At 73.9% G+C, this 26344-nt stretch carries 20 protein-coding genes; 9 read left to right on the top strand and 11 right to left on the bottom strand.

Annotation, left to right across the window (positions count from 1 at the left end; all coding sequences use genetic code 11):
- Positions 1-6: 6 nt before the first annotated feature.
- The 3 genes from ACIP37_RS26970 to pdxH form a co-directional block, all read right to left on the bottom strand.
- Positions 7-2448: an FxsB family cyclophane-forming radical SAM/SPASM peptide maturase gene (locus ACIP37_RS26970; RefSeq protein WP_400808803.1), complete on the bottom strand. Its 2442-nt coding sequence runs from the start codon at positions 2446-2448 to the stop codon at positions 7-9.
- 41 nt (positions 2449-2489) lie between these two features.
- Positions 2490-2672, bottom strand: a complete 183-nt coding sequence (gene fxsA / locus ACIP37_RS26965; RefSeq protein WP_400844615.1) for an FxSxx-COOH cyclophane-containing RiPP peptide — start codon at positions 2670-2672, stop codon at positions 2490-2492.
- A gap of 504 nt (positions 2673-3176) precedes the next feature.
- Positions 3177-3809 carry a pyridoxamine 5'-phosphate oxidase gene (pdxH, locus tag ACIP37_RS26960; protein ID WP_363585069.1) on the bottom strand — a complete coding sequence of 211 codons (633 nt, stop codon included), beginning with the start codon at positions 3807-3809 and terminating at the stop codon, positions 3177-3179.
- Between the two features lie 416 nt (positions 3810-4225).
- Here pdxH and ACIP37_RS26955 point away from each other — a divergent pair, with 416 nt between their 5' ends.
- Both ACIP37_RS26955 and serC read left to right on the top strand, forming a co-directional pair.
- Positions 4226-5326: a citrate synthase 2 gene (locus ACIP37_RS26955; RefSeq protein WP_350877533.1), complete on the top strand. Its 1101-nt coding sequence runs from the start codon at positions 4226-4228 to the stop codon at positions 5324-5326.
- Positions 5327-5520: 194 nt separating this feature from the next.
- Positions 5521-6639, top strand: coding sequence for a phosphoserine transaminase (gene serC, locus ACIP37_RS26950; protein ID WP_363584964.1), 1119 nt, complete (start codon positions 5521-5523; stop codon positions 6637-6639).
- Between the two features lie 317 nt (positions 6640-6956).
- Here serC and thpR read toward each other — a convergent pair whose 3' ends face one another.
- Positions 6957-7544, bottom strand: a complete 588-nt coding sequence (gene thpR / locus ACIP37_RS26945) for an RNA 2',3'-cyclic phosphodiesterase (RefSeq protein WP_400808808.1) — start codon at positions 7542-7544, stop codon at positions 6957-6959.
- 45 nt (positions 7545-7589) lie between these two features.
- On the opposite strand from thpR, the gene ACIP37_RS26940 reads away from it, so the two are divergent.
- Positions 7590-8108 (top strand): GNAT family N-acetyltransferase, encoded by a 519-nt coding sequence (locus ACIP37_RS26940; protein ID WP_400808811.1) that lies wholly within the window; start codon positions 7590-7592, stop codon positions 8106-8108.
- Between the two features lie 58 nt (positions 8109-8166).
- On the opposite strand, the gene ACIP37_RS26935 is transcribed toward ACIP37_RS26940, so the two are convergent.
- Positions 8167-9456: an MFS transporter gene (locus ACIP37_RS26935; protein WP_350877760.1), complete on the bottom strand. Its 1290-nt coding sequence runs from the start codon at positions 9454-9456 to the stop codon at positions 8167-8169.
- A 357-nt stretch (positions 9457-9813) separates the two neighbouring features.
- Positions 9814-10248, bottom strand: a complete 435-nt coding sequence (locus ACIP37_RS26930; protein WP_063348195.1) for a MarR family winged helix-turn-helix transcriptional regulator — start codon at positions 10246-10248, stop codon at positions 9814-9816.
- Between the two features lie 151 nt (positions 10249-10399).
- Here ACIP37_RS26930 and ACIP37_RS26925 point away from each other — a divergent pair, with 151 nt between their 5' ends.
- Entirely contained in the window at positions 10400-10819 is a 420-nt protein-coding gene (locus ACIP37_RS26925) for a VOC family protein (RefSeq protein ID WP_363584958.1), read from the top strand.
- A gap of 309 nt (positions 10820-11128) precedes the next feature.
- A complete protein-coding gene (locus ACIP37_RS26920) occupies positions 11129-11935 on the top strand; it encodes an MHYT domain-containing protein (RefSeq protein WP_363584956.1) in 807 nt (268 codons plus the stop codon).
- A 125-nt stretch (positions 11936-12060) separates the two neighbouring features.
- Here the strand turns inward: ACIP37_RS26920 and ACIP37_RS26915 are convergent, their stop codons facing one another.
- The 3 genes from ACIP37_RS26915 to ACIP37_RS26905 form a co-directional block, all read right to left on the bottom strand.
- Entirely contained in the window at positions 12061-13773 is a 1713-nt protein-coding gene (locus ACIP37_RS26915) for a hydrogenase maturation protein (RefSeq protein WP_363632244.1), read from the bottom strand.
- 217 nt (positions 13774-13990) lie between these two features.
- A complete protein-coding gene (locus ACIP37_RS26910) occupies positions 13991-14914 on the bottom strand; it encodes a DUF4231 domain-containing protein (RefSeq protein WP_350877520.1) in 924 nt (307 codons plus the stop codon).
- A gap of 257 nt (positions 14915-15171) precedes the next feature.
- Positions 15172-16632, bottom strand: coding sequence for an NCS2 family permease (locus tag ACIP37_RS26905; RefSeq protein WP_363584950.1), 1461 nt, complete (start codon positions 16630-16632; stop codon positions 15172-15174).
- Between the two features lie 162 nt (positions 16633-16794).
- Between ACIP37_RS26905 and ACIP37_RS26900 the strand changes: the two genes are divergently transcribed.
- From ACIP37_RS26900 to ACIP37_RS26890, 3 genes are read left to right on the top strand one after another with little or no spacing between them, the layout of a single operon-like run.
- The gene (locus ACIP37_RS26900) at positions 16795-17097 is read left to right on the top strand and encodes a DUF2530 domain-containing protein (RefSeq protein WP_363584948.1); all 303 of its coding nucleotides are present in this window, start codon (positions 16795-16797) and stop codon (positions 17095-17097) included.
- 52 nt (positions 17098-17149) lie between these two features.
- Positions 17150-19624: an HAD-IC family P-type ATPase gene (locus ACIP37_RS26895; RefSeq protein WP_400808816.1), complete on the top strand. Its 2475-nt coding sequence runs from the start codon at positions 17150-17152 to the stop codon at positions 19622-19624.
- A 57-nt stretch (positions 19625-19681) separates the two neighbouring features.
- Positions 19682-19939, top strand: coding sequence for a hypothetical protein (locus tag ACIP37_RS26890; RefSeq protein ID WP_363584944.1), 258 nt, complete (start codon positions 19682-19684; stop codon positions 19937-19939).
- A 64-nt stretch (positions 19940-20003) separates the two neighbouring features.
- Here ACIP37_RS26890 and ACIP37_RS26885 read toward each other — a convergent pair whose 3' ends face one another.
- Positions 20004-23300 carry a sacsin N-terminal ATP-binding-like domain-containing protein gene (locus tag ACIP37_RS26885; protein WP_400808818.1) on the bottom strand — a complete coding sequence of 1099 codons (3297 nt, stop codon included), beginning with the start codon at positions 23298-23300 and terminating at the stop codon, positions 20004-20006.
- 169 nt (positions 23301-23469) lie between these two features.
- On the bottom strand, positions 23470-24351 hold the full coding sequence (locus ACIP37_RS26880) for a DUF3027 domain-containing protein (RefSeq protein ID WP_363585068.1): 882 nt from the start codon (positions 24349-24351) through the stop codon (positions 23470-23472).
- 582 nt (positions 24352-24933) lie between these two features.
- Here ACIP37_RS26880 and ACIP37_RS26875 point away from each other — a divergent pair.
- Positions 24934-26301 (top strand): MFS transporter, encoded by a 1368-nt coding sequence (locus ACIP37_RS26875; protein ID WP_400808959.1) that lies wholly within the window; start codon positions 24934-24936, stop codon positions 26299-26301.
- Positions 26302-26344: the final 43 nt, after the last annotated feature.

The raw sequence follows: 26344 nt of genomic DNA, 5'->3' as shown, positions 1-26344 counted from the left end.
TCTGGGTCAGACCTCGGCGTGGCGGGCGTGGCCGCGCTCGTGGCGGGCCCGTTCGGCGGCCCGTTCGGCGGCGGCGGGCAACGGCACGGCGAGCCACGGAGCGACGCTCTCACGCATGCCGTCGGCGAAGCGCAAGCCGAGCGCCGTGAGGGCGCCGGATCCGGCCAGCCGGTCGACGGCTTCGGCGGTGTACCGGCGCCAGAGCGCGAACTGGGTACGCGCCCGGTCGGCGGCCTCGCCCGGCAGCCCGTCGTAGGCGAACGCACGGGTGCCCCAGTACTCGGTGACGGCGAGGTGCGCGTAGGTGCCCTGGAGCAGGCCTTCGAGCGGGCGCGGGTCGGGCCGCCAGGGCGCGAGGTACAGCTGGTCGTCGGCCGGGTCGTGGAGGTCGAACAGGTCGAGTACGGCACCGAGTTTGACGTGCTGGAACTCGTGCGCGAGCAGCAGTGCGAGCGTCGGCGCGGTCGCGGGCCGGGCGATGCCGACCGCGCCGTGGGCCTGCCGGGCGGCCGAGCTGACGTCCCGCCCGGCGGGGCCCGGCCGTAGCGGGGTGATGGTGGTGAGGCCGGCCCGGAGGCCTTCCGCGTACGCGGGCAGGTCGTGCCCGAGCAGTTCCCAGGCTTCGCGCAACGCGCCCGTCCAGTCGAGCAGTTCGCCGTCGGCGAGCCGGCCGGCCACGGCGTGGTCGTGGCTGTCGCGCAGCGGGTCGACGTCCTCCAGGGTGACCGTCCACCCTCCGGCCAGCCGGACCCGCCGCAGCGGCTCGTCCAGGGCGGCGGACACCGATCCGTCGGACGCCCGCACGCTGAATCCGTCGGCCAGGCCGGTGACGACCGCCTCCCCGTCCGGGGCGGCGGTCCGCCCGAGGGTCGGCAGGTGCAGCCACCCGCCGCGCACCGGCACCGCGACCGCGTCCCCCCGCCCGGCGCGGACGGCGGCGGCGGCGGCCAGGGCGGCCAGCGGGCCGAGCCCGACGGTGAGGTCCCCGGCGAGCCGGCGGGCGGCCCAGGCGCGGGCGTACGGGTGGGCGAGGACGGTGTCGACGGCGGCGGGTGCGCTCGCGTCGAGTTCGGACAGCAACGCCCACGCGGCCGATCCGGGCTGCCCGGAGGCGTCCCAGGCGGCGGCCAGCATGGCCCGGGTGAGGGCGAGTTGGGCGCGGGACAGGGCCCGTACGGTGTCCTGGTCCCCGTACCCGCGGGCGAGCTGGTCGAGCTGCCGCTCGGTGAGGGTGGCCGGCACCACCGGCTCCCCGGCCTGGGCGGGGACAGAAGGACCCGCCCCGACAGCGGAAGCGGCGGCGGAACCGGCAGCGGAACCAGAGGCGGAACCGGCGGCGTCGCCGGCGAGTTCGTTGATGAGCTTCATGAGGTCACCGCAGTAGACGGAGGGATTGTCGAAGCCCGTGTCGGCCCGGTACCGGTGGGCGTACAGGCCGCCGCCGCAGCTGCGGACGACCGGGCAGGCCCGGCAGGCGGCGCTCAGCCCGGCCAGCCCCGACTGGCGGGCGGTCATGCCGGGGTGCAGCGCGACCTGGTCGAGGCTGTGCGTGAAGACGTCGTACCCCGTCTCCGGCGCGCCGTCGTAGGCGGTCTTGAGGCTGTCGGCCTGTTCGAAGCTGCCGTCCGTCTCCAGGACGACGAGGTCGGACGGTTCCAGGCCGAGCGATTCGGTGAGGCTGGAGAGCCCGTGCAACGTCCGGTGGACGGATTCGAAGGTGCGGACGGCGAACGGGCGGCCGTCGGCGTCCCATCTCCGGTACACGGCCAACAGCCAGTCCGCGTACGGCGTTCGCGCACCGTCGACGGCCGGTTTCGGCCGGTCCTCCCAGGTGGCGTGCGGCAGCAGGAAGTCGACGGCGGGGGGGGCGAGTTCGGCCAGGGCGCGGTAGACGGCGTCCGGGTCGTTCTCGATGTCGACGGTGCAGAGCAGCCCGGCGTAGAGGTGCCGGTAGGCGGGCCGGCGCAGCCGCTCGACCGCCCGCAGGACGTGCGGGTGGCTGCTGCGGCCGTCGGCGAAGCGGCGGTGGCGGTCGTTGGCGGCGCGGTCGCCGTCGAGCGAGACGCCGACCCTCATGCCGACTTCGGCGAAGAGTTCGCAGTAGGCGTCGTCGAGTTGGACGCCGTTGGTGTGGATGCGCAGGTCGAGTGCGCAGCCGGGCGGCAGGGCCGCCCGGAGCGCCTTGGCCGCGTGGCGTAACCGGTCCGGGCCGGCGAGCAGGGGCTCTCCCCCGTGCAGGACGACCCGGACGGCGGGCAGCCGGTGTGCGGCCGCGTGGTCGCCGATCCGCTCGGCGATCCTGTTCAGGACTTCGTCACCGATGACCTTGGGGCGTCGACGCCAACTGGTGTCGGCGTGCTCGTACACGTAGCAGTGATCGCAGGCGAGATCACACCGGCTGTGCACTTTCACGATGAACTGGGTGAAAGGCAGCGGAGTTGGCGTCATGGTCGATCGGATTCAGCCGGAGCCGATGGTCAGTCGGCCGATCAGATGGAGGAGTTGAAGGCCGCGACCGGCACCGCACCCGCACCGGTGTCGGGCAGGGCTCGTCGGATCCTGGTGGAGAGCTCCTCGGCGCCGAGCTGGGCGAGGTCGGCCAGTGAAGGCCGGGTTTCACCCTGAGGCTCCGTCAGTTTAGTGCGGGGCATGGTGTCCAGTGCGGGTGTCATGTTCGATTCTCTTCCACGATGGGGGTTAGAGAGAAGCAGGGCCGGGTATATAGGTCGGCCTAGTCGACCAGGGTACTGCCAGCACGTGGGCTGCGCCGTGCTCTTGCGCGCCCCTAACAGCCCACTACCCCCTTCACGCAGCGAAGTCTCGCCAAAAGTTCACCCACTCGGCGGTCGCGTGAAGGCACCTGACCGGCGCACAGGGGACCGGCGTCGCGCCGCCGAACCCACCCTGGCGGCGCCCCTCCGCCGACGTACGGCCGCCGCCCCGGCCCGACCCGCTCCACCGGCGCGGCCGGAGCCCGCTCCCCCGGCGCTCGCGCCCCATCCGAACCACCGGTCGGCGAAGGCCAGTTGGCGCGATTCGACAGCGCCCCGCACTCCCCCGCCACCGCACGACAGCCAGCCCGACGAGCCCGATGGCGGACCCGACGAGCCCGACGAGCCCGACGGCGAACCCACCGACGGACGCGCCGGTATTCGAACGCCTCGCAGACCCGCCCGCTACGGGCAGAGCCGCTCCACCCGCCACCCGCCCGCTCCGGCCGGATCGGCGAAGTAGCGCAGCCGGTCGTGCAGCCGGTTCTCCCGCCCCTGCCAGAACTCCACGCTCTCCGGGATCACCCGGTACCCGCCCCAGAACGGCGGCACGGGCACGCCCTCGCCCTCCGGGTAGCGGCGCTCCAGTTCGGCGTAGCGCTGTTCGAGGACGTCGCGCCCGCCGACCGGGCTGGACTGCTCGCTGGCCCAGGCGCCGAGCTGCGAACCGTGCGGCCGGGTGCGGAAGTAGGCGGCGGTCTCGTCCCGGCCGACCTTCTCCACCCGCCCCTGGACGATCACCTGGCGGGCCAGCGCGATCCACGGGAACAGCAGCGCGGCGTACGGGTTGGCGGCGAGCTCGGAGCCCTTGCGGGAGCCGTAGTTGGTGAAGAAGACGAAGCCGCGCGCGTCGTAGCCCTTGAGCAGGACGGTGCGCGAGCTGGGCCGCCCCTGGGCGTCGGCGGTGGAGAGCACCATCGCGTTGGGCTCGACCACCCCGGCGTCGTCCGCCTCGTGGAACCAGCGGGTGAACTGGGCGATCGGCTCGGGCGCGAGCTGTTCCTCGACCAGGCCCTCGTGGGTGTAGTGCTTGCGCATCACGGTGAGGTCCGGTCCGGGCCGGGCATCGTCGGCCAGGATCCGGGTGGCGGGGCTCAGGGGCGTCGACTGGGCGCGTTCCGGGGTCTGCACGTCAACATCATCCCGTACGACAAGCAACCGGCACCGCTACCTCCGGACAAACCCCGGTGGGAGATAAGGTGTCCCGCCACCGCTCGACCGCCCCCCGTACGGTGAATTGTCCCGAACCAGGCGTTTGGTTCCGGAGATTCCCGGGCACGACCGACCCTCGGCGGAAAAGTCAAGCGGGCCCAAGCGCAACATCACCATGGTGGTGTATGGCGCAATGCACCCGGTGCCTGTCACTCTGGCACCGAGTGCCAACCACCATTCGGTCACTGGCGCGCCGCCCCACCACGGCGCAGCGCCGATCGCAGAACTGAAGGAGCCGTCGTATGTCCGACTTCGTACCCGGGCTTGAGGGAGTCGTCGCGTTCGAGAGCGAGATCGCCGAACCCGACCGTGAAGGCGGCGCGCTGCGGTACCGCGGTGTCGACATCGACGACCTGGTGGGCCACGTCTCCTTCGGCCACGTCTGGGGCCTGCTGGTGGACGGCAAGTTCAACCCCGGCCTGCCGGCCGCCGAGCCGTTCCCGATCCCGGTGCACTCCGGTGACATCCGGGTCGACGTGCAGTCCGCGCTCGCCATGCTCGCCCCGGTCTGGGGCCTCAAGCCGCTGCTCGACATCTCCGCCGAGCAGGCCCGCGACGACCTCGCCCGCGCCGCCGTGATGGCGCTGTCCTACGTGGCCCAGTCGGCCCGCGGCCAGGGCCTGCCGATGGTCCCGCAGAGCGAGATCGACAAGGCCGAGACGGTCGTCGAGCGGTTCATGATCCGCTGGCGCGGCGAGCCGGACCCGAAGCACGTCAAGGCCATCGACGCCTACTGGACCTCCGCCGCCGAGCACGGCATGAACGCCTCCACCTTCACCGCCCGCGTCATCGCCTCCACCGGCGCCGACGTGGCGGCCGCGCTCTCCGGCGCGGTCGGCGCGATGTCCGGCCCGCTGCACGGCGGTGCGCCGTCCCGCGTGCTCGGCATGATCGAGGAGATCGAGCGCACCGGCGACGCCACCACCTGGGTCAAGAACGCGCTGGACCGCGGCGAGCGCCTGATGGGCTTCGGCCACCGCGTCTACCGCGCCGAGGACCCGCGCGCCCGCGTGCTGCGCCGCACCGCCAAGGAGCTCGGCGCCCCGCGCTTCGAGGTCGCCGAGGCGCTGGAGAAGGCCGCGCTGGAGGAGTTGCACAACCGCCGCCCCGACCGCGTGCTGGCCACCAACGTCGAGTTCTGGGCCGCGATCATGCTGGACTTCGCCGAGGTGCCGGCGCACATGTTCACCTCGATGTTCACCTGTGCGCGCACCGCGGGCTGGTCGGCGCACATCCTGGAGCAGAAGCGCACCGGCCGGCTCGTGCGCCCCGCCGCGCGCTACATCGGCCCCGGCCCGCGCCGCCCCGAGGAGATCGAGGGCTGGGACGCCATCGGCCACTGAGCCCGCCGAGCGCCCCCGAGCGCCCGCCGAACGCCCCCCGAGCGCCCCGGGCGCCCCTCGTCCGCACCACCCCTGAGCAGCGGGTCCGACCTCCGTCGGGCCCGCTGTTTCCGCAGCTGGGAGCCGTGAAGATCACAGTCTCAGCGGGCGGACGACCGTACCCCGGGCGGCTCCCCGGCCGGTAGGCTGCGCGCGTGGCTCAGATCCAGATCCCCGCTGACATCAAGCCCGCAGACGGCCGTTTCGGCTGCGGACCGTCCAAGGTGCGCCCCGAGGCCCTGAGTGCCCTCGCCGCCACCCAGACCTCCCTGCTCGGCACCTCACACCGCCAGGCCCCGGTCAAGAACCTGGTCAAGCGCGTACGCGAGGGCGTGAGCAGCCTCTTCTCGCTCCCCGAGGGCTACCAGGTCGTCCTCGGCAACGGCGGCTCCACCGCCTTCTGGGACATCGCCGCGTTCGGCCTGGTGCGGGAGAAGTCCCAGCACCTGGACTTCGGCGAGTTCTCCTCCAAGTTCGCCTCCTCGGTCAAGGCCGCGCCGTGGCTCGCCGAGCCGAGCGTCATCAAGACCGCCCCGGGCACCCACCCGCTGCCGGTCGCCGAGGCCGGCGTCGACGTCTACGGGCTCACCCACAACGAGACCTCGACCGGCGTCGCGATGCCGATCAAGCGCCCGGTGGGCGCGGACGAGGGTTCGCTGGTCCTGGTGGACGCCACCTCGGGCGCCGGCGGCCTGCCGGTGGACATCACCGAGACCGACGTCTACTACTTCGCCCCGCAGAAGTCCTTCGCCTCCGAGGGCGGCCTGTGGCTGGCCGCGTTCTCCCCGGCCGCCCTGGAGCGCGCCACCGAGATCGCCGGCTCCGGCCGGTACATCCCGCCGTTCTTCGACCTGCCGACGGCCATCGACAACTCGTCGAAGGACCAGACGTACAACACCCCGGCGATCTCCACCCTGTTCCTGCTGGCCGACCAGCTGGAATGGCTGAACGGCAACGGCGGGCTCGACTGGGCCGTCGCCCGTACGGCTGATTCCTCGTCCCGGCTGTACGCGTGGGCCGAGAAGTCCTCCTACGCCAGCCCGTTCGTGGCGAACCCGGCCGAGCGCTCCCAGGTGGTCGGCACCATCGACTTCGACGAGTCGGTGGACGCCGCCGCCGTCGCCAAGGCACTGCGTGCCAACGGCATCGTGGACACCGAGCCGTACCGCAAGCTGGGCCGCAACCAGCTGCGCGTCGCGATGTTCCCGGCGATCGACCCGGCGGACGTCGAGGCGCTCACCCACTGCATCGACTACGTGGTCGAGCAGCTCTGAGCGATCCCGTGCACGGCTGAGGGCCACCGCCTCCGGGCGGTGGCCCTCAGCCGTTGCGGCGGGGTCGACCCACCGGGCCGGGTAGGCGTGCCCGCCGGCCCGGCTACCCGCCGACCATCGAGCTGATCAGCACGACGACCAGCAGCAGCACCAGGGTGCCGGTCACGATACGCATACGAGTCTTGGGATCCACGGTCAACGAGCGTACCTCCGGACCATCCGCCGACGGATCGGAGCCCCGGGCCCAACGGCCACCCCGGGCCCAACGGCCATCCCGGACCCACCCCCCCCCGCCCCGGACCCGGGCGCGCCCCGGCTCAGCTCCAGTCGGCGAGCGGCCAGGCGCGCAGCGAGGAGTAGTGGGCGAAGCCGCCGTCCAGGTCGCTCTGCATCAGGTGCAGCTCGGCGGCCTCCCACTCGGGCCCCCGGTAGCCGGCCAGCGCGGCCGCCAGGGTGTCCAGCTCGGCCGCCGCGAGCCGCTGGACGGCCCGCCGGTGGCCGCGCGAGGAGCCGGCCCGGGCGAGGGTGAGGTGCGGGTGGAAGGTGAAGGCGTCGACCTCCCCGGTCACCCCGGCGGCGGCCTCGGACACGGCCTCGGCGAGCCTGCGCAGCGCCCAGGTCTGCCCCTCCACCCCGGCCCAGAGCACCCGGTCGCCGAACCGCCCGGCGCCGGACAGCCGCAGCCGGTGCACCGGATGCACCTCGGCGACGGCGGCCAGGCCCGCCTCCAGCTCCGGCAGTTCCTCGGCCGGCACCTCGCCGAGGAAGGCCAGGGTCAGGTGCCAGCCCTCGACGGTGGTCCAGCGCAGCCGGTCCGCCCCGGGCAGCCCGCGCACCGGCGCCACCGCGTCCGACAGCCCCTGGAGCGCGTTGACCGGCGGCAGGACCGCCACGAAGAGCCTCATGGGGACATCTTCCCGCGCGAGGCCGTTTGGGCTAGAACCTTTCGTATGAAGATCCGCACCGGGGGACCGGACGACATTCCCGACATCCTCGCCCTGCTCGACGGCGCCGTGGGCTGGCTGGCCGGCCAGGGCCGCACCGGCCAGTGGGGGGACCAGCCCTTCAGCACCATCCCGGCCCGGGTCGAGCAGGTCGCCGGGTACGCCGCCGAACCGTTCCTGATCCGCCTCGCCGAGGACGCCGAGGGCCGCGCCATCGGCTGCTGCGTGCTGTCCGAGCAGCGGGGGAAGTACATCCCCCCGGTGGACGAGCCCGAGCTGTTCGTCCGCATCCTGGTCACCGACCGCAGCCGCAAGGGCTCGGGGATCGGCGCCGCGCTGATCGCCGACGCGGTCGAGGAGACCCGCCGGCGCGGCCTCGGCCTGCTGCGGGTGGACTGCTACGCGGGCGCCGACCGCAGGCTGGTCGGCCAGTACCGGGCATTCGGGTTCACCGAGACCGAGTCCTTCGAGGTCGAGCAGCCGGACGGCGTCTGGCCCGGTCAGGTCCTCGCGATCCGGCTCTGACCCTCGACCCTGCACCGAAGCCCCGGGGCGGACCACCGCCCCGGGGCATGACGCCTCGTCAGCAGGCGGGCGCCAGCTCCGACTTGTTGGCGGTGACGGTCCGCGGCACGAAGGCCACCACCCGGCCGCCACGGCCGGGGTGCAGGTCGAACCGCACCCGCAGGTCCGCGCTGCGGGCCAGCACCAGGCCCACCACGCCGGCCGCCAGCGCGGACACCAGTCCGCAGGCCAGCAGGCCGAGCCGGGGCCCGTACGAGGCGGTCACCCAGCCGACGATCGGGGCGCCGATCGGCGTGCCGCCGGTGAAGACCAGCACCAGCAGGCCCATCACGCGACCGCGCATCGCGGGGTCAGTGGCCAGCTGCAGCGTGGAGTTGACGGAGGTGTTGAAGCTGAGTCCGAACACCCCGATCAGCGTCAGCAGCACCGCGAAGGTCCAGTAGTCGGGCGCGAACGCGGCCACCACCTCCAGCGAGCCGAAGGCCAGCGCCGCCGCCACCAGCCGGCGCAGCCTGGGCACGCCCCGGCGGGCGGCGAGCAGCGCGCCGGCCAGCGAGCCGACCGCCATCGCGGTGTTCAGCAGGCCGTACTGGCCGGCGCCGACCTTGAAGGTGTCGTAGGCGAAGCCGGAGAGCAGCGTCGGGAAGTTGAAGCCGAAGGTGCCGATGAACCCGGCCAGGACCATCGGCCAGAGCAGTTCGGGCCGCTCCTTGACGTAGCGCAGGCCCTCCCGCAGCTGGCCCTTCTCGCGGGCGATCGGCTCGGTCGGGCGCAGTTCGCTCTCCCGCATGGCGAGCAACCCGCCGATCACGGCGGCGAAGGACAGCGCGTTGACGGCGAACGCCCAGCCACTGCCGACCACGGCGATCAGCAGGCCCGCGACGGCGGGGCCGACCAGCCGGGCGGTCTGGAAGTTGGCGGCGTTCAGGCTGACCGCGTTGGCGAGGTCCTTGGGCCCGACCATCTCGGACACGAAGGCCTGCCGGGTCGGGTTGTCGACCACGGTGACCAGGCCGAGCAGCAGCGCGAAGGCGTACACGTAGTACGGCGTCACGACGCCGCCGATGGTCAGGACGGCCAGGCCGGCGGCCAGCAGGCCCATGGCGCCCTGGGTGTAGATCAGCAGCCGGCGCTTGGGCATCCGGTCGGCGAGCACGCCGCCGAACAGGCCGAGCAGCAGCATCGGCAGGAACTGCATGGCGGTGGTGATGCCGACCGCGAGGGGGCTGCCGGTGAGGCTGAGGACCAGCCAGTCCTGGGCGATCCGCTGCATCCAGGTACCGGTGTTGGACACCACCTGGCCGGCGAAGTAGTAGCGGTAGTTGCGAACGCGAAGGGAGGAGAACATCCCCCCGGGCCTCGTGAAGCGGGCACCTGCGGGAGACGTGGACGCGTGGGTGCGTCCGGGAGCGGCGGGGTCGTCCGCCGCGGTGCGTTCGTCGGGGTCGTCGTCGCCGCTGCCGGGCAGCCCCGTGGGGGCGGGCGCCTGGAGGTCGGCGGCCGCGGCGCCTGCCGCGGCGGGGTCGGTGGTCTGGTCGTCGGTGCGGATGGCGGCGGCGCTGGCTGCGGCCGGCGGTGTCACGGTGGTCTCCCCTCGCGGCGCGGCGGCCCGAACTGCGGCCGTCGTGCTCCTGGTTTCGGTGGTCGGTCCTGCGGTGATGCGGTGCTCCTTCTTCTCCCGGCCGGCGGGCCGGGGTCGGCGTGCCTAGAGGTGTGCGAGCTTGTAGAGCACGGGCGCGGCCTCCCGGAGGACGGCCCACTCCTCCTCGTCGAGCCCCTCGGCGAGCTCGGCGAGCCAGACGTTGCGGCGACGGCGGCTCTCGGCGAGGATCGCCTCGGCCTGCTCGGTGCTGCTGACGACGACCTGGCGGCGGTCCTCGGGGTGCGGCTCGCGCCGCACCAGCCCCTTCTCCTCCAGCATCGCGACGATCCTGGTCATGGAGGGCGGCTGCACGTGCTCCTTCCGGGCGAGCTCACCCGGTGTCGCCTTTCCGCATCTGGCGAGGGTGCCGAGCACCCCCATCTCGGTGGGGCTCAGCGACTCCTCGACCCGCTGGTGTTTGAGTCGACGGGAGAGGCGCATCGTGGACGATCGCAGCTGATTGATCGCTGCGAGGTCCTGCTCGGACATCTCGGGCATGTTCTTTAGCTTACGTCATTACTCTCGCTAAGGAAAATGCGTTCCCAGTCCACCCCGCCGGCCCCGTCCGTTCACCGCGCGCCGGAAGATCGGCCCGGTGCGATGCTGGTGCTGGGTCTCGAATGATCTCGACTGGAAGGGCCGACCAGACATGTCCGACCTCGCCGCCGACCCCGCCTCCGGCCTCGCCGCCGAGCCGGACGACACCGGCTTCGCCCGCCTCGCCATGGTCACCATCGACTGCGCCGACCCGATCGCGCTGGCCGGGTTCTACGGCGAGCTGCTGGGCTGGGAGAGCCGCCACCTGGACGAGCAGTTCGCGATCCTGGACAACCCGGAGGGCGGCAGCCCGCTGGGCTTCGGCCGGGTCTCGGGCTACCGGCCGGAGCCGTGGACGGAGCCGGACGGCGGCAAGCACTTCCACCTGGACTTCTACGTGGACGACCTGGACGAGGCGATCGCGAAGGCGCTCGCGCTCGGCGCGACCGAGCCGACGTACCAGCACGGCCGGACGCTCAAGGTGCTGATCGACCCGGCCGGCCACCCGTTCGGGCTAGCCCCGCTGGAGTGACCAACCCGGAGTAACGAACCCGGAGTAACGGACGAACCGCCCGGCGGCCGTGCGCAGGCGGTGTCAGGAGTTGGTGCCAAGATCATGCAGACCGCGTAAAGGTCCATCCTGACCAGGGACTTCACGAAAAGCGCGAACCTTGTGCGACCGTCCGGTAGTGGTTACTGTCCCCCGTTGTCAGGGGCACCACACGCCAGGTCTCCCTTCGGCGGCGCCGTTCCCGCGCCCGTTGCCGCGTTCCCTCCCGACCACCCGTGTCCGCCCGAGGCCTGGCGCCCTTCCTCCCCCGCATCCGTCCTGGGAGCTCTCTTGGGTGAGATCCATCATGCCGACCACGGCTGGGTGACACCGGCGGTCTCGTACTTCGTCGCCTGCCTCGGCGCCTTCGTCGCCCTGCGCAGCGCCCGCTGGGCACTCGTCTCGCAGGGCCGCACCCGGGTGCTCTGGCTGCTCTTCGCCTCGACCTCGCTCGGCGCCGGGATCTGGTCCATGCACTTCATCGCGATGCTCGGCTTCTCCGTCACCGGGGTCGACATCAGCTACCGGCCCGGACTGACCGTGCTCAGCCTGCTGGTCGCCATCGCCGTCGTCGGCATCGGCCTGTTCACCGTCGGGTACAGCCGCCGGCCTGTCCTGTCCCTGCTGGCCGGCGGGCTGACCACCGGCCTCGGGGTCGCGGCGATGCACTACCTCGGAATGGCCGCGATGGTCCTGCCCGGCCACCTCGGCTACGACCGGCTCACGGTCGGACTGTCCGTCGCCATCGCCGTGTTCGCGGCCACGGCCGCGCTGTGGGCCACCCTGAACATCCGCGGCACGCTCGCCGTCCTGGCGGCCGCGCCGGTCATGGGCGTGGCAGTGTGCGCGATGCACTACACCGGCATGGCGGCGCTCTCGGTGCGGCTCGACTTCTCGCACTCCACCCAGGGCGGAGTGATGGCGCTGCAGTTCATCTTCCCGCTCGGGGTCGGGCTCGGCTGCTACGTCTTCTTCGGCTCGCTGGCCTTCGCGGTCTCGCCGAGCCGCGGCACCACGCAGCCGCTCCTGCTCGGCCCGGCGGCCCCGTTGGTCCCGCGCCAGCCGCGGCGGCGGGACGAGGCCGGCGTCAGGCGCTGAGCCGGGCGGGTCCCACCCCCCCCCCCAAGCCCCGAGGGCGTCCGACCGGGTCCCCCACCCCGGCCGGGCGCCCTCGGCTCACTTCCGGCGACCTCCCCCGCCTCGCTCCCGCGACCACCCCTGCCTCACTCCGGCCGCCCCAGCAGCCCGGTCAGGTGCGCGGGCGTGGCCACCGGGCAGACCTTGTGCACGAAGTCCCGCCGCAGCGCGTGGTAGGGCTCGCCCGCCCGGTAGAAGTTGGCGTGCATCCGCCGCAGTTCCTCCGCCCGGTACTCGGCCAGCGGCTTCGCCTCCTCGTCGGCGGACCGGCGGCGCTTCTTGTCGACCAGCCGCCCGGTGAGTTCGGGCGAGGCTCCGAGCGCGGCGGCCTCCCGGACCACCCAGCGCCGGAAGGCCGCCGCGTCCCCGCCGCAGGTGCGGTCCACCAGGCCGATCCGGCGGGCGTGTTCGGCGCCGACCGGCAGCGCCTCGGTGGTCAGCCGCGCGGCCTGCTCGTCGCCGACCCGGCGCGGCAGGGTGTACGTCCAGTACTCGGAGCCGTAGAGGCCCATCAGCCGGTAGTGCGGGTTGAGCACCGCCGACTCCCGGCACCACACCTCGTCGGCGGCGAGGGCCGCCATCAGGCCGCCGGCCGCCGCGTTCCCGGCCAGGGCGGCGACGGTGAGCTTGTCGGTCGTGGTGAGGACCGCGTGGACCAGGTCGTCCATCGCGTTGATGTTCTCCCAGGACTCCAGTGCCGGGAACGCCGCACCCTCGATGACGTTGAGGTGGATCCCGTTGGAGTAGAAGTCCCGGGGCGCCCCGAGCACCAGCACCGAGGTGGGCCGGCCGGCGGCCTCGCGGTAGGCGGCGAGCAGCCGGCGGCACTGCCCGGTGCTCATCGCCCCGCCCGCGTAGGCGAATTCGAGGTAGCCGACGTCGCCCTCCTCGCGGTAGCGCAGCTCCGACCAGGTGTCCCGGTGGGCCGCCGAGGTCGGCGTCACCGGGACTTCGCGGACCCGGTGCAGGCGGCCGGCGAGCACCGTCGCGGCCGGCTGCTTGAAGGTGGCAGGCCCGCCCGGGGTGCGGCGCGGGCGCAGCTGGGGGATCCAGACCGCGCCGTCCACGGTGGCACGGCAGATCGCGCCGTCGCGGGTGGCGAGCACGGCGCCGGGCACCGGGCCGCGCAGCTCGTCCTCGGGGTGGCCGCCGTGCAGGAAGTACTCGCGTCCGAACAGCTCGTCGAGCACGCCGGGTTGGGAGTCGGCGGCGCGGAGCTTGCGCAGCACGGTGGCGGTGTCGTCGGCGGCCCAGTCGATCCGGCGCGCGTCCTGCCGCAGCAGGGGCCGCAGCCTGCCGTGGACGTCCGGCCGGTCGTAGTCGAGCGGTTCGGGGGTGAACAGCCCGCCCTCGAAGCGCTGGACGGCGAGCAGGACGGCCTCGACGGCGGCGTCGGCGACCTCGCCCCGGTACAGCTCGCTCTTGCCGCAGCCGGTGACGGGGAACTCGACGGACGCCCAGATGTCACCGGCGTCCATCTCCTCGACGGCCTGGAGGACGGTCACGCCCCAGCGGTCCGCCCCCTCGGCGATCGCCCAGTCGAGCGAGGAGGGGCCGCGGTCGCCCTGGGGCCCGGGGTGCACGATCAGGACGGTCCGGGTGGACCAGATGTCCTGCGGGACGGCCTTGGTGAGCATCGGACAGATGATCAGCTCGGGGTCGGTACGGTCCACCGCCGTCCTCATCGCCTCGTCGCCGAGGGCGAGTTGGACGGCGACCTGGTGGCCGCGCCCGCGCAGCTCGGTGTGGACGCGCTGGGTCAGGCTGTTGAACGCGCTGGCGATCAGGAGAATGCGCAAGAGGGCCTCCGGACAGGGACTGGGGTCGCGCGCAGGCGATGAAACCAGGGCATGGACACGTAATGATTACGTTCTACGCCTTCCCGCCCGACCCTCACGCACTCCGCACACCTGTGCCCTCGGCGTGGCGTCCGCTTCGCCGGATCTCCCCAGCCCCTCCCCTGAGTTGACGGCAGCGACAGACCCGGCCGATCCCCGGCGTCGACGGCCCCGGCCGCTACCTCGGAAACGCCCGGCGGGCCCGCCAGGTGGTGTGCTCGCGGGACACCGCGTCCTCCGCCTCGGCGGCCATCCGGGCCCAGCGCGCCTCGGCGTCCGGCGTCTTGAGGTCGAGGTCGGAGAGCTGGTTGCCGACGTTCTCCAGTTCGCGCGCGGCCAGCTGGTAGGCGGCGGCCAGCGGGCGCAGCTGCTTGAGCTGGGTCCAGGCGATGACGGCGGCGGCCGCGGCCGAGCTGGCGCCGAAGACGTGCACCTGGAGGGCGCCGGTGGCCTGGGCGACGGCCGCCGCCGCGCCGATGATGATCAGCGCCGCGATGCCGAGCCCCCAGGACACCGCCTGCGTCTCGCACGCCTCGGCCCGGGCGCGGTACCAGGTGCGCTGGCCCTCGACCCGGGTGCGCAGGTAGAGCATGCGGCGGGCGGTCAGGCTGCCGGCCCGCATCCGCCGCATCTCCGGGGTGATCTCGGGGACGGTGCCGGGCGGCACGATCTCCGGGTCCTCGAAGGCCCGCAGCACGTCCTCGACCTGGAGCAGGTAGCCGCGGTCCACGTCCGCGGACTCCGCCTCACCGTCGAACGGCCGGGCCCGGACGGTGTACTTCCAGGCCAGCGTCTTGACCGACTCGGCCGCCGCCCGGGCCTCGTACCAGCGGCCCTGCGGGTTGCTGCGGCGCAGCCGGGACCAGAAGTAGCCGGCGATCAGGAAGGCGCCCACCGAGTACAGCGGCACGCTGTCGAAGGAGCCGCGGTCCTTCGGCCCGGGGAACGAGCCGATCACGGCGGCGATCACCAGCATGGCGATCAGTCCGCGGTACCAGCGCAGCGTCTCGCGCTGGCCGTCCAGCGAGGCCTTGTCCGCCGTCCAGAACAGCTCCGGCAGCAGCTTCGCCTCGTCTCCCCCGGGCGGATCCTGTTGCACCATCGGTCGAGCCCCCTCCCCGTGTCCGTCCAGGCAGTATTCCCTCCGTCAACTTCGCTACACAGGCCCCTTTTTGACATTCTTCCCGGCGGCGATCGCTCCGCCCCCTCGAAACCGGTACGACCGGTTGCAGCTCTGCGTCCACCGACGGCCGACCCCAGGGCCACCGGCCCCGGGATCGAAGGCGCCCCCGGGAACGGCAGCGGCCCCGCCCTTCCCCCAGGGGGAGAGGACGGGGCCGCCGGTGGAGCGGTACGGCGTCAGAGCAGGCCGAGGGCCGGCATCAGGTAGTAGAAGGCGAACACCGCCGCCACCGCGTACAGCGGGACGGGCACGCTGCGTCCGCGCCCGGCGGCCAGGCGCAGGACGCAGAAGGCGATGAAGCCGAAGCCGATGCCGTTGGTGATGCTGTAGGTGAACGGCATCATCACGATCGTCAGGAAGGCCGGGATCGCGATGGTGTGGTCCGACCAGTCGATCTCCTTGATCGAGCCCGCCAGGATCAGGAAGCCGACGGTGACCAGGGCCGGGGTCGCGGCCTGGGCCGGGACCATGGTGGCGAGCGGCGTGAGGAAGAGCGCGACCACGAAGAGCAGGCCGGTGACGATCGAGGCGAAGCCGGTCCGGGCGCCCTCGCCGACACCGGCGGTGGACTCCACGAAGCAGGTGTTCGCGGAGGCGGAGGTGGCGCCGCCGGCCGCGGTGGCGATGCCGTCGACCATCAGGATCTTGTTGATGCCCGGCAGGTCGCCGTTCTCGTCGAGCAGGTGGGCCTCGTCGGCGACGCCGAGGATGGTGCCCATCGCGTCGAAGAAGCAGGACATCAGCACGGTGAAGACGAACAGCACGCCGGTCAGCACGCCGACCTTCTCGAAGCCTCCGAACAGGCTGACCTTGCCGACCAGGCCGAAGTCGGGGGCGGCGACCGGGTTGCCCGGCCAGGCCGGGACGGTCAGGCCCCACTTGAGCGCCGGGACGTCGACGAGCTTGTCGATCACCACGGCGAGCGCGGTGCTGACCACGATGCTGATCAGGATGGCGCCGGGCACCTTGCGGATCAGCAGGACGAGGGTGAGCAGCAGGCCGAACACGAAGATCAGCACCGGCCAGCCGAGCAGGTGCCCGCTGCCGCCGAGTTGCAGCGGGACGGTGGTGTGCGCGGCGTCCGGCATGCGGCTGACGAAGCCGGAGTCGACCAGGCCGACGAGGCTGATGAACAGGCCGATACCGATCGCGATGGCCTTGCGCAGCCCGAGCGGCACGGCGTTCATGACCCGCTCGCGCAGGCCGGTGGCGACCAGCAGCATGATCGCGAAGCCGGCCAGCACGACCATGCCCATGGCGTCCGGCCAGGTCATCTTGGGGGCGAGCTGGAGCGCCACGATGGTGTTGACGCCGAGGCCGGCGGCCAGGCCGATCGGGACGTTGCCGATCACGCCCATCAGCAGGGTGGTGAGACCCGCGGTGAGGGCGGTGGCGGTGACCAGTTGGGCGCTGTCCAGGTGGGCCCCGGTCATGTCCGTGGCGCTGGCCAGGATGATCGGGTTGAGCACCAGGATGTACGCCATGGTGAAGAAGGTGGCGACGCCGCCGCGGATCTCGCGCGGCAGGGTGGAGCCGCGCTCGCTGATCCGGAAGTAGCGGTCCAGGGCGCCGGCGGGGGGCTTGGGGGCGCTGGAGGCGGGTTCGGGCGACTCGGTGGTCGGCTGGACCACAGGCATGCGTGCGTCCTCTGTGGGGGAGCTGAGGAGGGGGGACGCCCGGGGCGACGGTGGCCGGGCGGGGAGTTTTCAGTATGGTTTCCCGATCGCACACGCGCTATCTTCGCGCGTAGAAGCCCGAGGGCCCCTGAGGGCCGGCCGCCGCACCGTACGCTAGGCCCCATGCCCAAGAAGCCGCTGCACCCCTCGCCCCCTCCGCTGGAGGCCAACGACGTCGCCATCGTCGGCGGCGGCACGGTGCTGTGGTTCGTCGCCTTCCTGGCGCTGCTCCCCTTCCAGGGCACCCTCTCCGACCACGGCCACGGCACCTGGCCGTGGATCTGCCTCTCCGGCGGCCTGCTCGGCCTGATCGGCCTCTGGTACTGCCGCGCCCGACGGGACGCCATCGCCCGCGACCGCGCCGCCGAGGCCGCGAACCGGGCGGCCGGAAACGACGGCCAGGACCCGGCCACCCGGTCGGACTGAATAGTCCTTTAGTAGCACGCACCGGACATAAGGCACCCGTAGAGTCGGTGCCATGACGCAGCCTGCCCACCCCGCGGAAGAGCAGCCCGGCGACGCCGACCGCCCCGACGGTGCGCACCCCCTCGGGCTGCTGCCCGGCCGGCGCGGCGGACTGACCTCCGCCGAGGTGGCCGAACGCGTCGCGCGCGGACAGGTCAACGACGTCCCCGTACGGTCCAGCCGCTCCGCCAAGGAGATCGTCCGGGCCAACGTCTTCACCCGCTTCAACGCGATCATCGGCGTGATGTTCGGGATCATCCTGATCGTCGGTCCGATCCAGGACGGCCTGTTCGGCCTGGTCATCGTCGCCAACACGGCGATCGGCATCATCCAGGAGCTGCGCGCCAAGAAGACCCTGGACAGCCTGGCCCTGATCGGCGAGGCCCGCCCCGAGGTCCGCCGGGACGGCACCGTCGAACAGATCGCCGTCGCCGAGATCGTGCTCGACGACACGGTGCTGCTCGGCATCGGCGACAAGGTGATCGTCGACGGCGAGGTCACCGAGGCGGACGGCCTGGAGATCGACGAGTCGCTGCTCACCGGCGAGCCCGACCCCGTCCTCAAGCAGCCCGGCGACCAGGTCATGTCCGGCAGCTTCGTGGTGGCCGGCGCGGGCGCGTTCACCGCCACCAGGGTCGGCCGCGAGGCGTACGCGGCGCAGCTCGCCGAGGAGGCCAGCCGGTTCACCCTGGTGAAGTCGGAGCTGCGCAGCGGCATCAACAGCATCCTTCGCTTCATCACCTACCTGCTGATCCCCACGGCCATCGGCCTGATCATCAGCCAGCTGGCCGTCGAGGGCCGCGACTGGCGCGAGGCCGTGCGCCGGATGGTGGCCGGGATCGTACCGATGGTCCCCGAGGGGCTGGTCCTGCTGACCTCGGTCGCCTTCGCGATCGGTGTGATCCGGCTGGGCCGAAAGCAGTGCCTGGTCCAGGAGCTCCCGGCCATCGAGGGCCTGGCCCGGGTCGACACCGTCTGCCTGGACAAGACCGGCACCCTCACCGAGGGCGGCATGGACGTCGTCGACCTGCGGGTCCTCTCCGACGGCGAGCCCGGCGCCCTCGACCCGGACACCATCAAGCACGCGCTCGGCGTGATGGCCGGCGCCGACGCCCGCCCCAACCCCTCCATGCAGGCGGTCATCGACGCCTACGGGCGCGGCGACGGCGGCGCCCCGGGGGCCGGCGGCGCCCCGGCCGCCGACGGCTGGCGGGTGATCGAGGCGATGCCGTTCTCCTCCGCCCGCAAGTGGAGCGGCGTGCAGCTGCTGGAGCCGCAGGGCAGCGAGGCCAGCTGGCTGCTCGGCGCCCCCGACGTGCTGCTACCCGCCGGGCACCCGGCGCTCACCGAGGTCGACGAGCTGGGCGCCAAGGGCCTGCGGGTGCTGCTGCTCGGCCGCACCCCCACCCCGCTGGACTCCCCCGACCCGGCCGCCGGGCTCGCCCCGCTCGCCCTGGTGGTGCTCCAGCAGCGGCTGCGCCACGACGCCGCCGAGACCCTGCGCTACTTCGAGGGCCAGCAGGTGCAGGCCAAGGTCATCTCCGGCGACGCCGCGGTCTCGGTCGGCGCGGTCGCCGGCCACCTCGGCCTGCCCGGCGCCGACCACCCGCTGGACGCCCGGACGCTGCCCGCCGAACCGGACGCCCTCGCCGACACGGCCGAACGGACCACGGTCTTCGGCCGGGTCACCCCGCAGCAGAAGCGCCAGCTGGTCGCCGCACTGCAGTCCCGCGGACACACCGTGGCGATGACCGGCGACGGCGTCAACGACGTGCTCGCGCTCAAGGACGCCGACATCGGCGTGGCGATGGGCACCGGCAGCGACGCCACCAAGGCGGTCGCCCAGATCGTGCTGCTCAACGACTCGTTCGCCACCCTGCCCTCGGTGGTCGCCGAGGGCCGCCGGGTGATCGGCAACATCGAGCGGGTCGCGGGCCTGTTCCTGGTGAAGACGGTCTACTCGGTCCTGCTGGCTCTGCTGGTGATCTTCACCCACTCGCCGTACCCGTTCCTGCCCCGGCACTCCACCGTGCTCTCCACCCTCACCATCGGCGTGCCGGCCTTCTTCCTCGCCCTCGCCCCCAACAACGAGCGGGCCCGCACCGGCTTCGTGAAGCGCGTCCTGCGGCTCGCCGTGCCGGGCGGCGTCATCGCCGGCACCGGCACCTTCGTCGCCTACGCGCTGGCCCGCGCCGACCACGCGACCGACCTCAAGGCCGACACCAGCGTGGCCACCCTGACGCTCTTCCTGATCGCCATCTGGGTGCTCGCCATCGTCGCCCGCCCCTACAGCTGGTGGCGCCTGCTGCTGATCGGCACCATGGGCGGCGCCTTCGCCCTGGTCCTGCTGGTGCCCTGGCTGGCGGAGTTCTTCCAGCTCTCGCTGGTCGGCACCCGCGACCCCCTGGTCGGCGTCGGCATCGCGGTGGTCTGCGGCCTGGCCCTGGAGATCGCCTGGCGCTTCATGAAGCGCCGCGGGATGGAGTGAGGCCCTGGCACCCCCAGCCCGCAGCCTGGATGATGGATCACGGAAGGGGGTGCCGACATGGCCCGCACAGGTGGGGAAACCGAGCGCGAGACCGGGCAGGTGGAGGCGTTCGCCGCCTTCCTGGCCGGCCTGCTGGCCGCCGGACTGACGGTCCTGGCCCTGATGGGCGGCCGCTGGCTGACGAACGCCGGCGAGGTGACCGCCCCGGCGCTGCCGTGGGTGCCGACAGCCGTGAAGGCCCTGGTGGCGGCCGTCTGGCTGGCCACCACCACCGCCGTCTACCTGCGGTTCAAGCGCCGCGGGCGGGCCCGCTGAGCGCCCAGGTCCTCCCTTTCGGATCACGTCGGATCAGCGCCCGGCGTGATCCGGAAGAGAGTGCCTAGCCCTCGAAGTCCCGCGCCGCGGACAGCTCGTACGCCCGGTCCGGATCGGTGAGCGCGGCCAGCACCTCGAACCGCCGGTGCCACTGCCCGACCGACCAGGCGAGCCCGGCCGCCAGGCCCTCCGGGGTGGCCGCGTGCAGCAGCCCGGGCACCGGCGGGAGCTCGAACTCGTCGTCCTCGTCGGCGGCCTCGGCCGCGTCCGGGTCGTAGGGCGCCTCAGGGGCGTCCGCCTCGACGTCCCAACGCCAGTCCACGGCGGCGTCGTTGCCGTCCGGGCCGACCACCAGCAGCTCCTCGTGCTCCTCGTAGGCGACCGGGCAGCCGGGCAGCAGCTCCCGCACCACGGCGGGGACCCGGTGCAGCACGCCCTCGGAGAGCACCCGCCCGCCCGCCACCTCGCTGGCGAGCGAGACGTGCAGCCGCTCGGCGAGGTCGGCGGCGAGCGCCGGGGCGACCGGCACCAGCGGGTACGGGTGCAGGAGCTGGACGAGGTCGGGCGCGTCGGCGACGACCGCCCTGGAGGCGTCGACGATCACCGTGTGGGCCGGCCGGCGGCCGGTGTCCGGGTCGAGCGGCGGCAGCGCCCGCACCACGTCGACCGGTTCGATCCGCTCGATCTCGACCCGCGCCAACGCGCTGTGCAGGCCGTGCAGTTGGCGGTGGTCGACATCGGAGGCCTGATCGGTGAGCCGGTCCAGCACCTCGTCCGGGCCGTGCGGTTCGGCGAGCAGCGCGGCCAGCGTGGTGCGTACCCCGAGCGCGTGCAGGAACTGCTCGTCCAGGGTCGTCCGGGCCTCGTCGTAGAGGCCGCGCAGCAGCGGGTCGGCACCGGCCGCGCGCAGCCCGGCGGGCTCCCGGCCGTCCAGCACCGGGTGGTCGCGCAGCCACCAGGCGGTGTACGGCGGCAGGTCGGTGTAGGAGCCGTCCGGCAGCAGGGTGCGGACGGGGTTGACCACGGCGTCCCGGTACGGCGGGCGGGAGAGCGCGGCGAGCGCCTCGGGCCAGGCGTCGTCGTCGACCAGGTCGAGGTCACGGACGGCCAGCAGTTCGGCGGCCACCGGCGGGACGCCCACGACGTCGTCGGCCTGCAAGGCTTCGAGGGCGTCCTCGGCCCAGTCGGCGAGGCCGTCGGGCGCCTCGTCGAGCAGCCCGGTGGGGTGGCCGCCGGCCGCGCGGTCGGCGGGCGCGGTGGGGTCGAGCCGTTCCAGGTCGTCCGGGTCGAGCACCACGTCCTCGGCGCGGACGAGGACGAAGTCGGCGAGCACGCCGACGGCGGTGAGCACCTCCGGGCCCCAGCGCTCCAGCAGCTCGTCGTCCACCCAGCCGGCGTCCTCCTCGCGGGCGAGGGCCGCGAACGGGCTGCCGGGCAGGACGAGTTCACCGGCGCGGGCGGGCTCGCCCTCGTCGTCGAGCAGGGCCAGCCGGGCCAGCCAGGGGTGCTCGCCGGCGGTCGGGCCGGCGACCTTGACCAGCGCCAGGACGGCGTCGGCCAGTTCGAGCGCGGCCTCGACGTCGTCCTCGGCCACCTGGTAGGAGCGGGCGACGGCGGCCCGCACCTCGGGGGTGTCGAGCACCCCGGCCGGGGTGGCGGTGCCGGCGCCGAGCTTGGCGAGCAGCGGGTGGGCGGCCTCGGGGTGGGCGAGCCGCAGGTCGAGGGCGGCGAGCGCGTCGGCCAGCGACTCGGGGTAGCCGGGGAAGGCCGCCCAGTCTGCGTCCTCGGAGGGCAGCAGGACGCGCCGGGGCCCGGTGATGGTCCGGCCGTCGGCGAGTGGGACGGGCAGCGCGCCGAGCGCCTCCGGGTCGGCGGCGCCGAGCGCCGCGTACAGGTTGCGCCACCAGGCGGGCTCGCGGTCCAGACCGCCGAGCTGGTCGACCACGTCGGCCAGCGGCACCCGGCGCACGTTCAGCACCCGCAGCTCGGTGCGGCGCTCCAGCCCGGCCGGCAGCAGCCCGGGGAAGATCGGCGCCAACGCCTCGACCACCGAGCCGTCCGCACCCTCCAGCAGGGTGGCGTCCCGGGGGCGCAGCGCGGGCGTGCCCGCCTCGACCGGCGCCGGGTGCGGCAGGAACGGCGTGCCGGGCAGCCGGGAGAGGACGGCCCCGCGGAGCGCGTTGTCGAGCGCGCCCTGGCCGAGCGGCCCGGGGACGAGACCGAGCGAGCCGAGGTCGGCGCCGCGGGCGCGCAGCAGGTCGGCGTAGCTGTCGGCGGCGCGCTCGGTGAGGAAGTCGGCGAGCGCGCCGGGGGCGACGTGCCGGCGGGTGGAGTCCAGCGGGTAGGAGGCGATGAGCAGCGCGGGCAGGCCGATCGGCTCGTCGCTGGGGGTGGGCGCGTGCAGCACCGGCGCGATGCCGGGCGCCTGCGGGGTCCCGTCGGCGGCGACCGGCACGGCCCAGGTGACCGTCCAGTACGGGCGGGCGCGCTCCTCGGTGGGGCGGTCGGCGAGCAACTCGGCAGCCAGGGTGCCGGTGGCGCCGGCGGTCTGCCAGCGGGTCCGCCGCGGCCGGCCGTCCGCGTCGTCGGTCACGGTGACCTCGGTGACGCCGTCCGGGCGGGGCTCGGCGGCGGCACGGGTGAGCATCCGGGTGCCCTCCGGGGTCTCCACCACGACCTCGGCGAGGCCGGGCAGGGTGAGCAGCAGCGCGTCGTCGATGCCGGCGAGCAGACGGCGGGTCAGGTCCTCGGCGGCGGCGTCCCGCAGCGGCAGCACGACCACCGTGTCGTAGCCCTCGGGGGCCGGGCCCTCGGCGGCGAACGGCAGCCGCAGCAGCGGCACGTGGCCGTCCCGGCGGCGCAGTTCCTCGGCCAGCGCGGGCTGCGCCTGGGCCAGCGAGCGGGCCTCGCCGAGCGACCAGCGCACCCCGCCGGCGGCGCCGAGCACGGCGGGCTCGTCGGTGACGGCGAGCACGGCGGCGAAACCGACGCCGAACCGGCCGACGGCGGGCGTCTCACCGCGCTTGGAGGAGGCGCGCAGGGTGGACAGCGACTCGACGGCGGCCGCGTCCAGCGGGGCGCCGGTGTTGGCTGCGGCGAGCACGCCGTCGGCGAGGGTGAGCCGCAGCCGGCCGGGCCCGTGCCCGGCCCGGACCGCCGCGTCGGCCGCGTTCTGCGCCAACTCGACGACCAGGCGGTCGCGGTAGCCGCCGAGCGCGAGTTCCTCCTCGGCGTTGGCGTCCTCCCGGAACCGGGCCGGCGAGGCGGCCCAGGCGTCCAGCACCCGCCGGCGCAGCGCGGCGCTCCCGAAGGGGTCCGCGAGGTGCTCGTCCGTGCCGCTGCCGATGATCCGAGGTTCCACTGGACCTGCCGCCTTCCGCCGCCCTGTACTTCGTACGGGGGGCATTCTCCCCCGCCCCGGCCGCTGCTCCGGACCGCGCCCCCGCCGCCGGGCGCCCGCAGGGCCCCCACCCGCACGAACGCCGCGGCCCGCCCCACCGGTTCGGTGGAGCGGGCCGGAGCACACATCGTCAGGAGTGCCCGAGCTCCTCAGCCGGGGCGTCCGGCTCGACCGAGCCGGAGGTGCGGTCCGGGTGCAGCTGCATCGGCTCGACCACCAGCTCGTCCAGGATCAGCTCGGACGGCGCGGGCGGGGCCGGGATGACGGCCGCCTCGGAGTGCCCGCCGCAGCCGTACGCGAAGGAGACGATCTGCCCGTCCGCCGGCCCGAACTCGTTGCCGCACACGCCGAAGGCCTGTCCGAGCGAGCCGCCGATCGGGATCAGGAAGCCGCAGCTGCCGCACGCGGCGGGCGCGGCCTGCGCCATCGGCGTCTGCGCGCCGTGCGCCTTCTCCCAGCGGTCGGCGGCCAGGTGCAGGCCGAGCCGGGAGAGCACCCGGCTGCGGCCCATGCCGAGCTCCTCGGCGACGGCGTTGATCCGGGCCCGGGCCGGGGCGGGCTGGATGCCCGGGTCGGTGACGACCACGTCCTCCTCGGCCGCGAGGGCGACCGCGGAGTTCGGGGCGGGCTCGTCCTCGCCGCTCCAGCCGGGTTCCAGGCGCGCGTCGTCGGCGCCGGTGGGCAGCAAATCACCCGGGCCCATGTCGCCGGGGCGCAGCCGCTCGCTCCACGGCACCCACTGGGGGGCGAGGACGGCGTCGGCACCGGGCAGCAGGACGACCTCGTCGAGGGTGACGTTCTTGGCGCGCGGGGCACGGGCGACGGTGACCGCCCAGTGCCAGCCACGGTAGGCGGCGTCCAGGCACTCGAAGGTGTGGGTGACGACGCGGTCGGCGTCCGCCTGGGCGCCGAGATGTGGTCCGACGGTCTCCGGGCCGACGGCCTCCTCGGCCGCCTTCCGGGCGAGTTCGACGGCCTCGGCACAGAGCCGATCGGGGGTACGGCTTCGCATCGCAGCACTCACGGCGTCGATTCTCTCCCAGTTCTTCTGTCGCCCACGGCGTGTTGCCTGTTCCGTCGCGGCTCGATAGTCCCTTGTCCATTCTGCGCGACCAGGGGCCGCCGCGGATACCGGCCGCGCCGCTCGTCCGGGCCTGCCGGCGCCCCGGCGCTCGGCGCGCGGCCCTTGGGCAGGCTACCCGCCGGTCGGCGCCCCGGCACAGTCCGGGGCGGTGGCGGCCGTTCCGGGGCCGCGCCGAGGGGGGTGGATTCCCGCGTCACTGCGGCGATTCTGGGGCAGGATGGGCATGTGGCGGACGAGGACCCGTCGCAGCACGCACTGCACGCCTCGCAGGCCGGCAGCCCCGACCAGGCGGACGCCGTGCCGCGACAGCAGTCTCCGGCCCCCGCTGCGGGCGAACCGCAGCCGGGGGGCGATTTCGAGTCGCCCGCCGCCCCCGTGAGCCTCGTCAAGACCGGCGCCGCGATCGCCACCCTGACCGACACCGGCCCAGACCCGGCCGTCCACGCCCGGCGGCTCGCCGCCCTGGACGGGGACCCTGGCGAAGAGGATCCCGAGCCTAGCCGCAACCTCCTGGTCCGGACCGCCTCCGCCGCCGGCGCCCGCACCGGCCGGGTGGTGCACGGCACCGGCCGCCGGATCCGCAAGGCCACCTCCGCGGAGGGCGCGGGCGAATCCGGCCTGGCGAAGCTGATCGAACTGCACGCGCTGAACTCCTTCGGCGACATGCTGATCACCGTCGCGCTGGCCTCGACCATCTTCTTCTCCGTGCCCACCGGCGAGGCCCGCGGCCGGGTGTCGCTGTACCTGCTGATCACGATGGCCCCGTTCGCCCTGCTGGCCCCGGTGATCGGCCCGCTGCTGGACCGGCTGCCGCACGGCCGCCGGGCGGCGATGGCGATGTCGATGCTGGCCCGGGCGGTGCTGGCCTGGACGATGGCCGGGGTGATCACCGGCGGCGGCCTGGCGCTGTACCCGGAGGCGCTGGGCGTGCTGGTGGCGTCCAAGGCGTACGGGGTGGTGCGCAGCGTGGTGGTGCCGCGGCTGCTGCCGAGTCGGCTGTCGCTGGTGAAGGCGAACTCCCGGGTCACCCTGGCCGGGCTGCTGGCCACCGGGGTGGCGGCCGGGGTGGGCGGCCTGCTGCACCTGATCGGGCCGGGCTGGCCGCTGCGCGGCGCGTTCCTGGTCTTCGTGATCGGCACTCTGATGGCCTTCCACCTGCCGCACGCGGTGGACTCCGCCAAGGGCGAGCAGCGCGCCCTCCTGCACGCCGAGGTGCACGCCGAGGTGCACGGCGGTGTGCACGGCGCGCGGGCGCCGGAGGACGCCCGGGCCCCGAAGGCCTCGCTGCGCACCGTCGGCCCGTCGGTGATCCTGGCACTGCGGGCGATGTCGGCGCTGCGCTGGCTGGTCGGCTTCCTGGTGATGTTCCTGGCGTTCCTGCTCCGCGACGAGCCGATCGGGGGCCTGCGGCCGACGCTGGCGCTGGGCCTGGTGGCGCTGGCGGCGGGGACGGGCAACGCGCTGGGTTCGGTGCTGGGCTCCTGGCTGCGCACCCGGGGCTCGGAGGCGACGGTCACCGCGATGCTGCTGCTGGCGACCGGCGCGACGGCGGCGGCCGCGCTCTGGTACGGCGTGGTGACGGTGGTCCTGGTCGCCGGCGTGGCCGGGGTGGCGGCCTCGCTGGGCAAGCTGGCGCTGGACGCGCTGATCCAGCGGGACGTCCCGGAGGCGGTGCGGACCTCGGCGTTCGCGCGGTCGGAGACGCTGCTCCAGCTGTCCTGGGTGGCCGGCGGCGCGGTCGGCATCCTGCTGCCGCTGAACGGCGTGCTGGGTCTGTCGGTGGCCGCCGGGGTGGTGGGTCTGATGCTGCTGTGGACGGTCCGCACGCTGTTCCGGGTGGGCCTGCGGCGGCGCCCGACGGCGCCCAGGGTGGCCTGAACCGGCCACGGGCAACACGCGGTGGCCGACCCCCGCGTAGCGT

Source organism: Kitasatospora sp. NPDC088861 (assembly GCF_044750105.1).
Lineage (GTDB): Bacteria > Actinomycetota > Actinomycetes > Streptomycetales > Streptomycetaceae > Kitasatospora.
The sequence above is the reverse complement of the archived record's forward strand: the minus strand, read 5'-3'. Positions and strand labels throughout refer to the sequence as shown.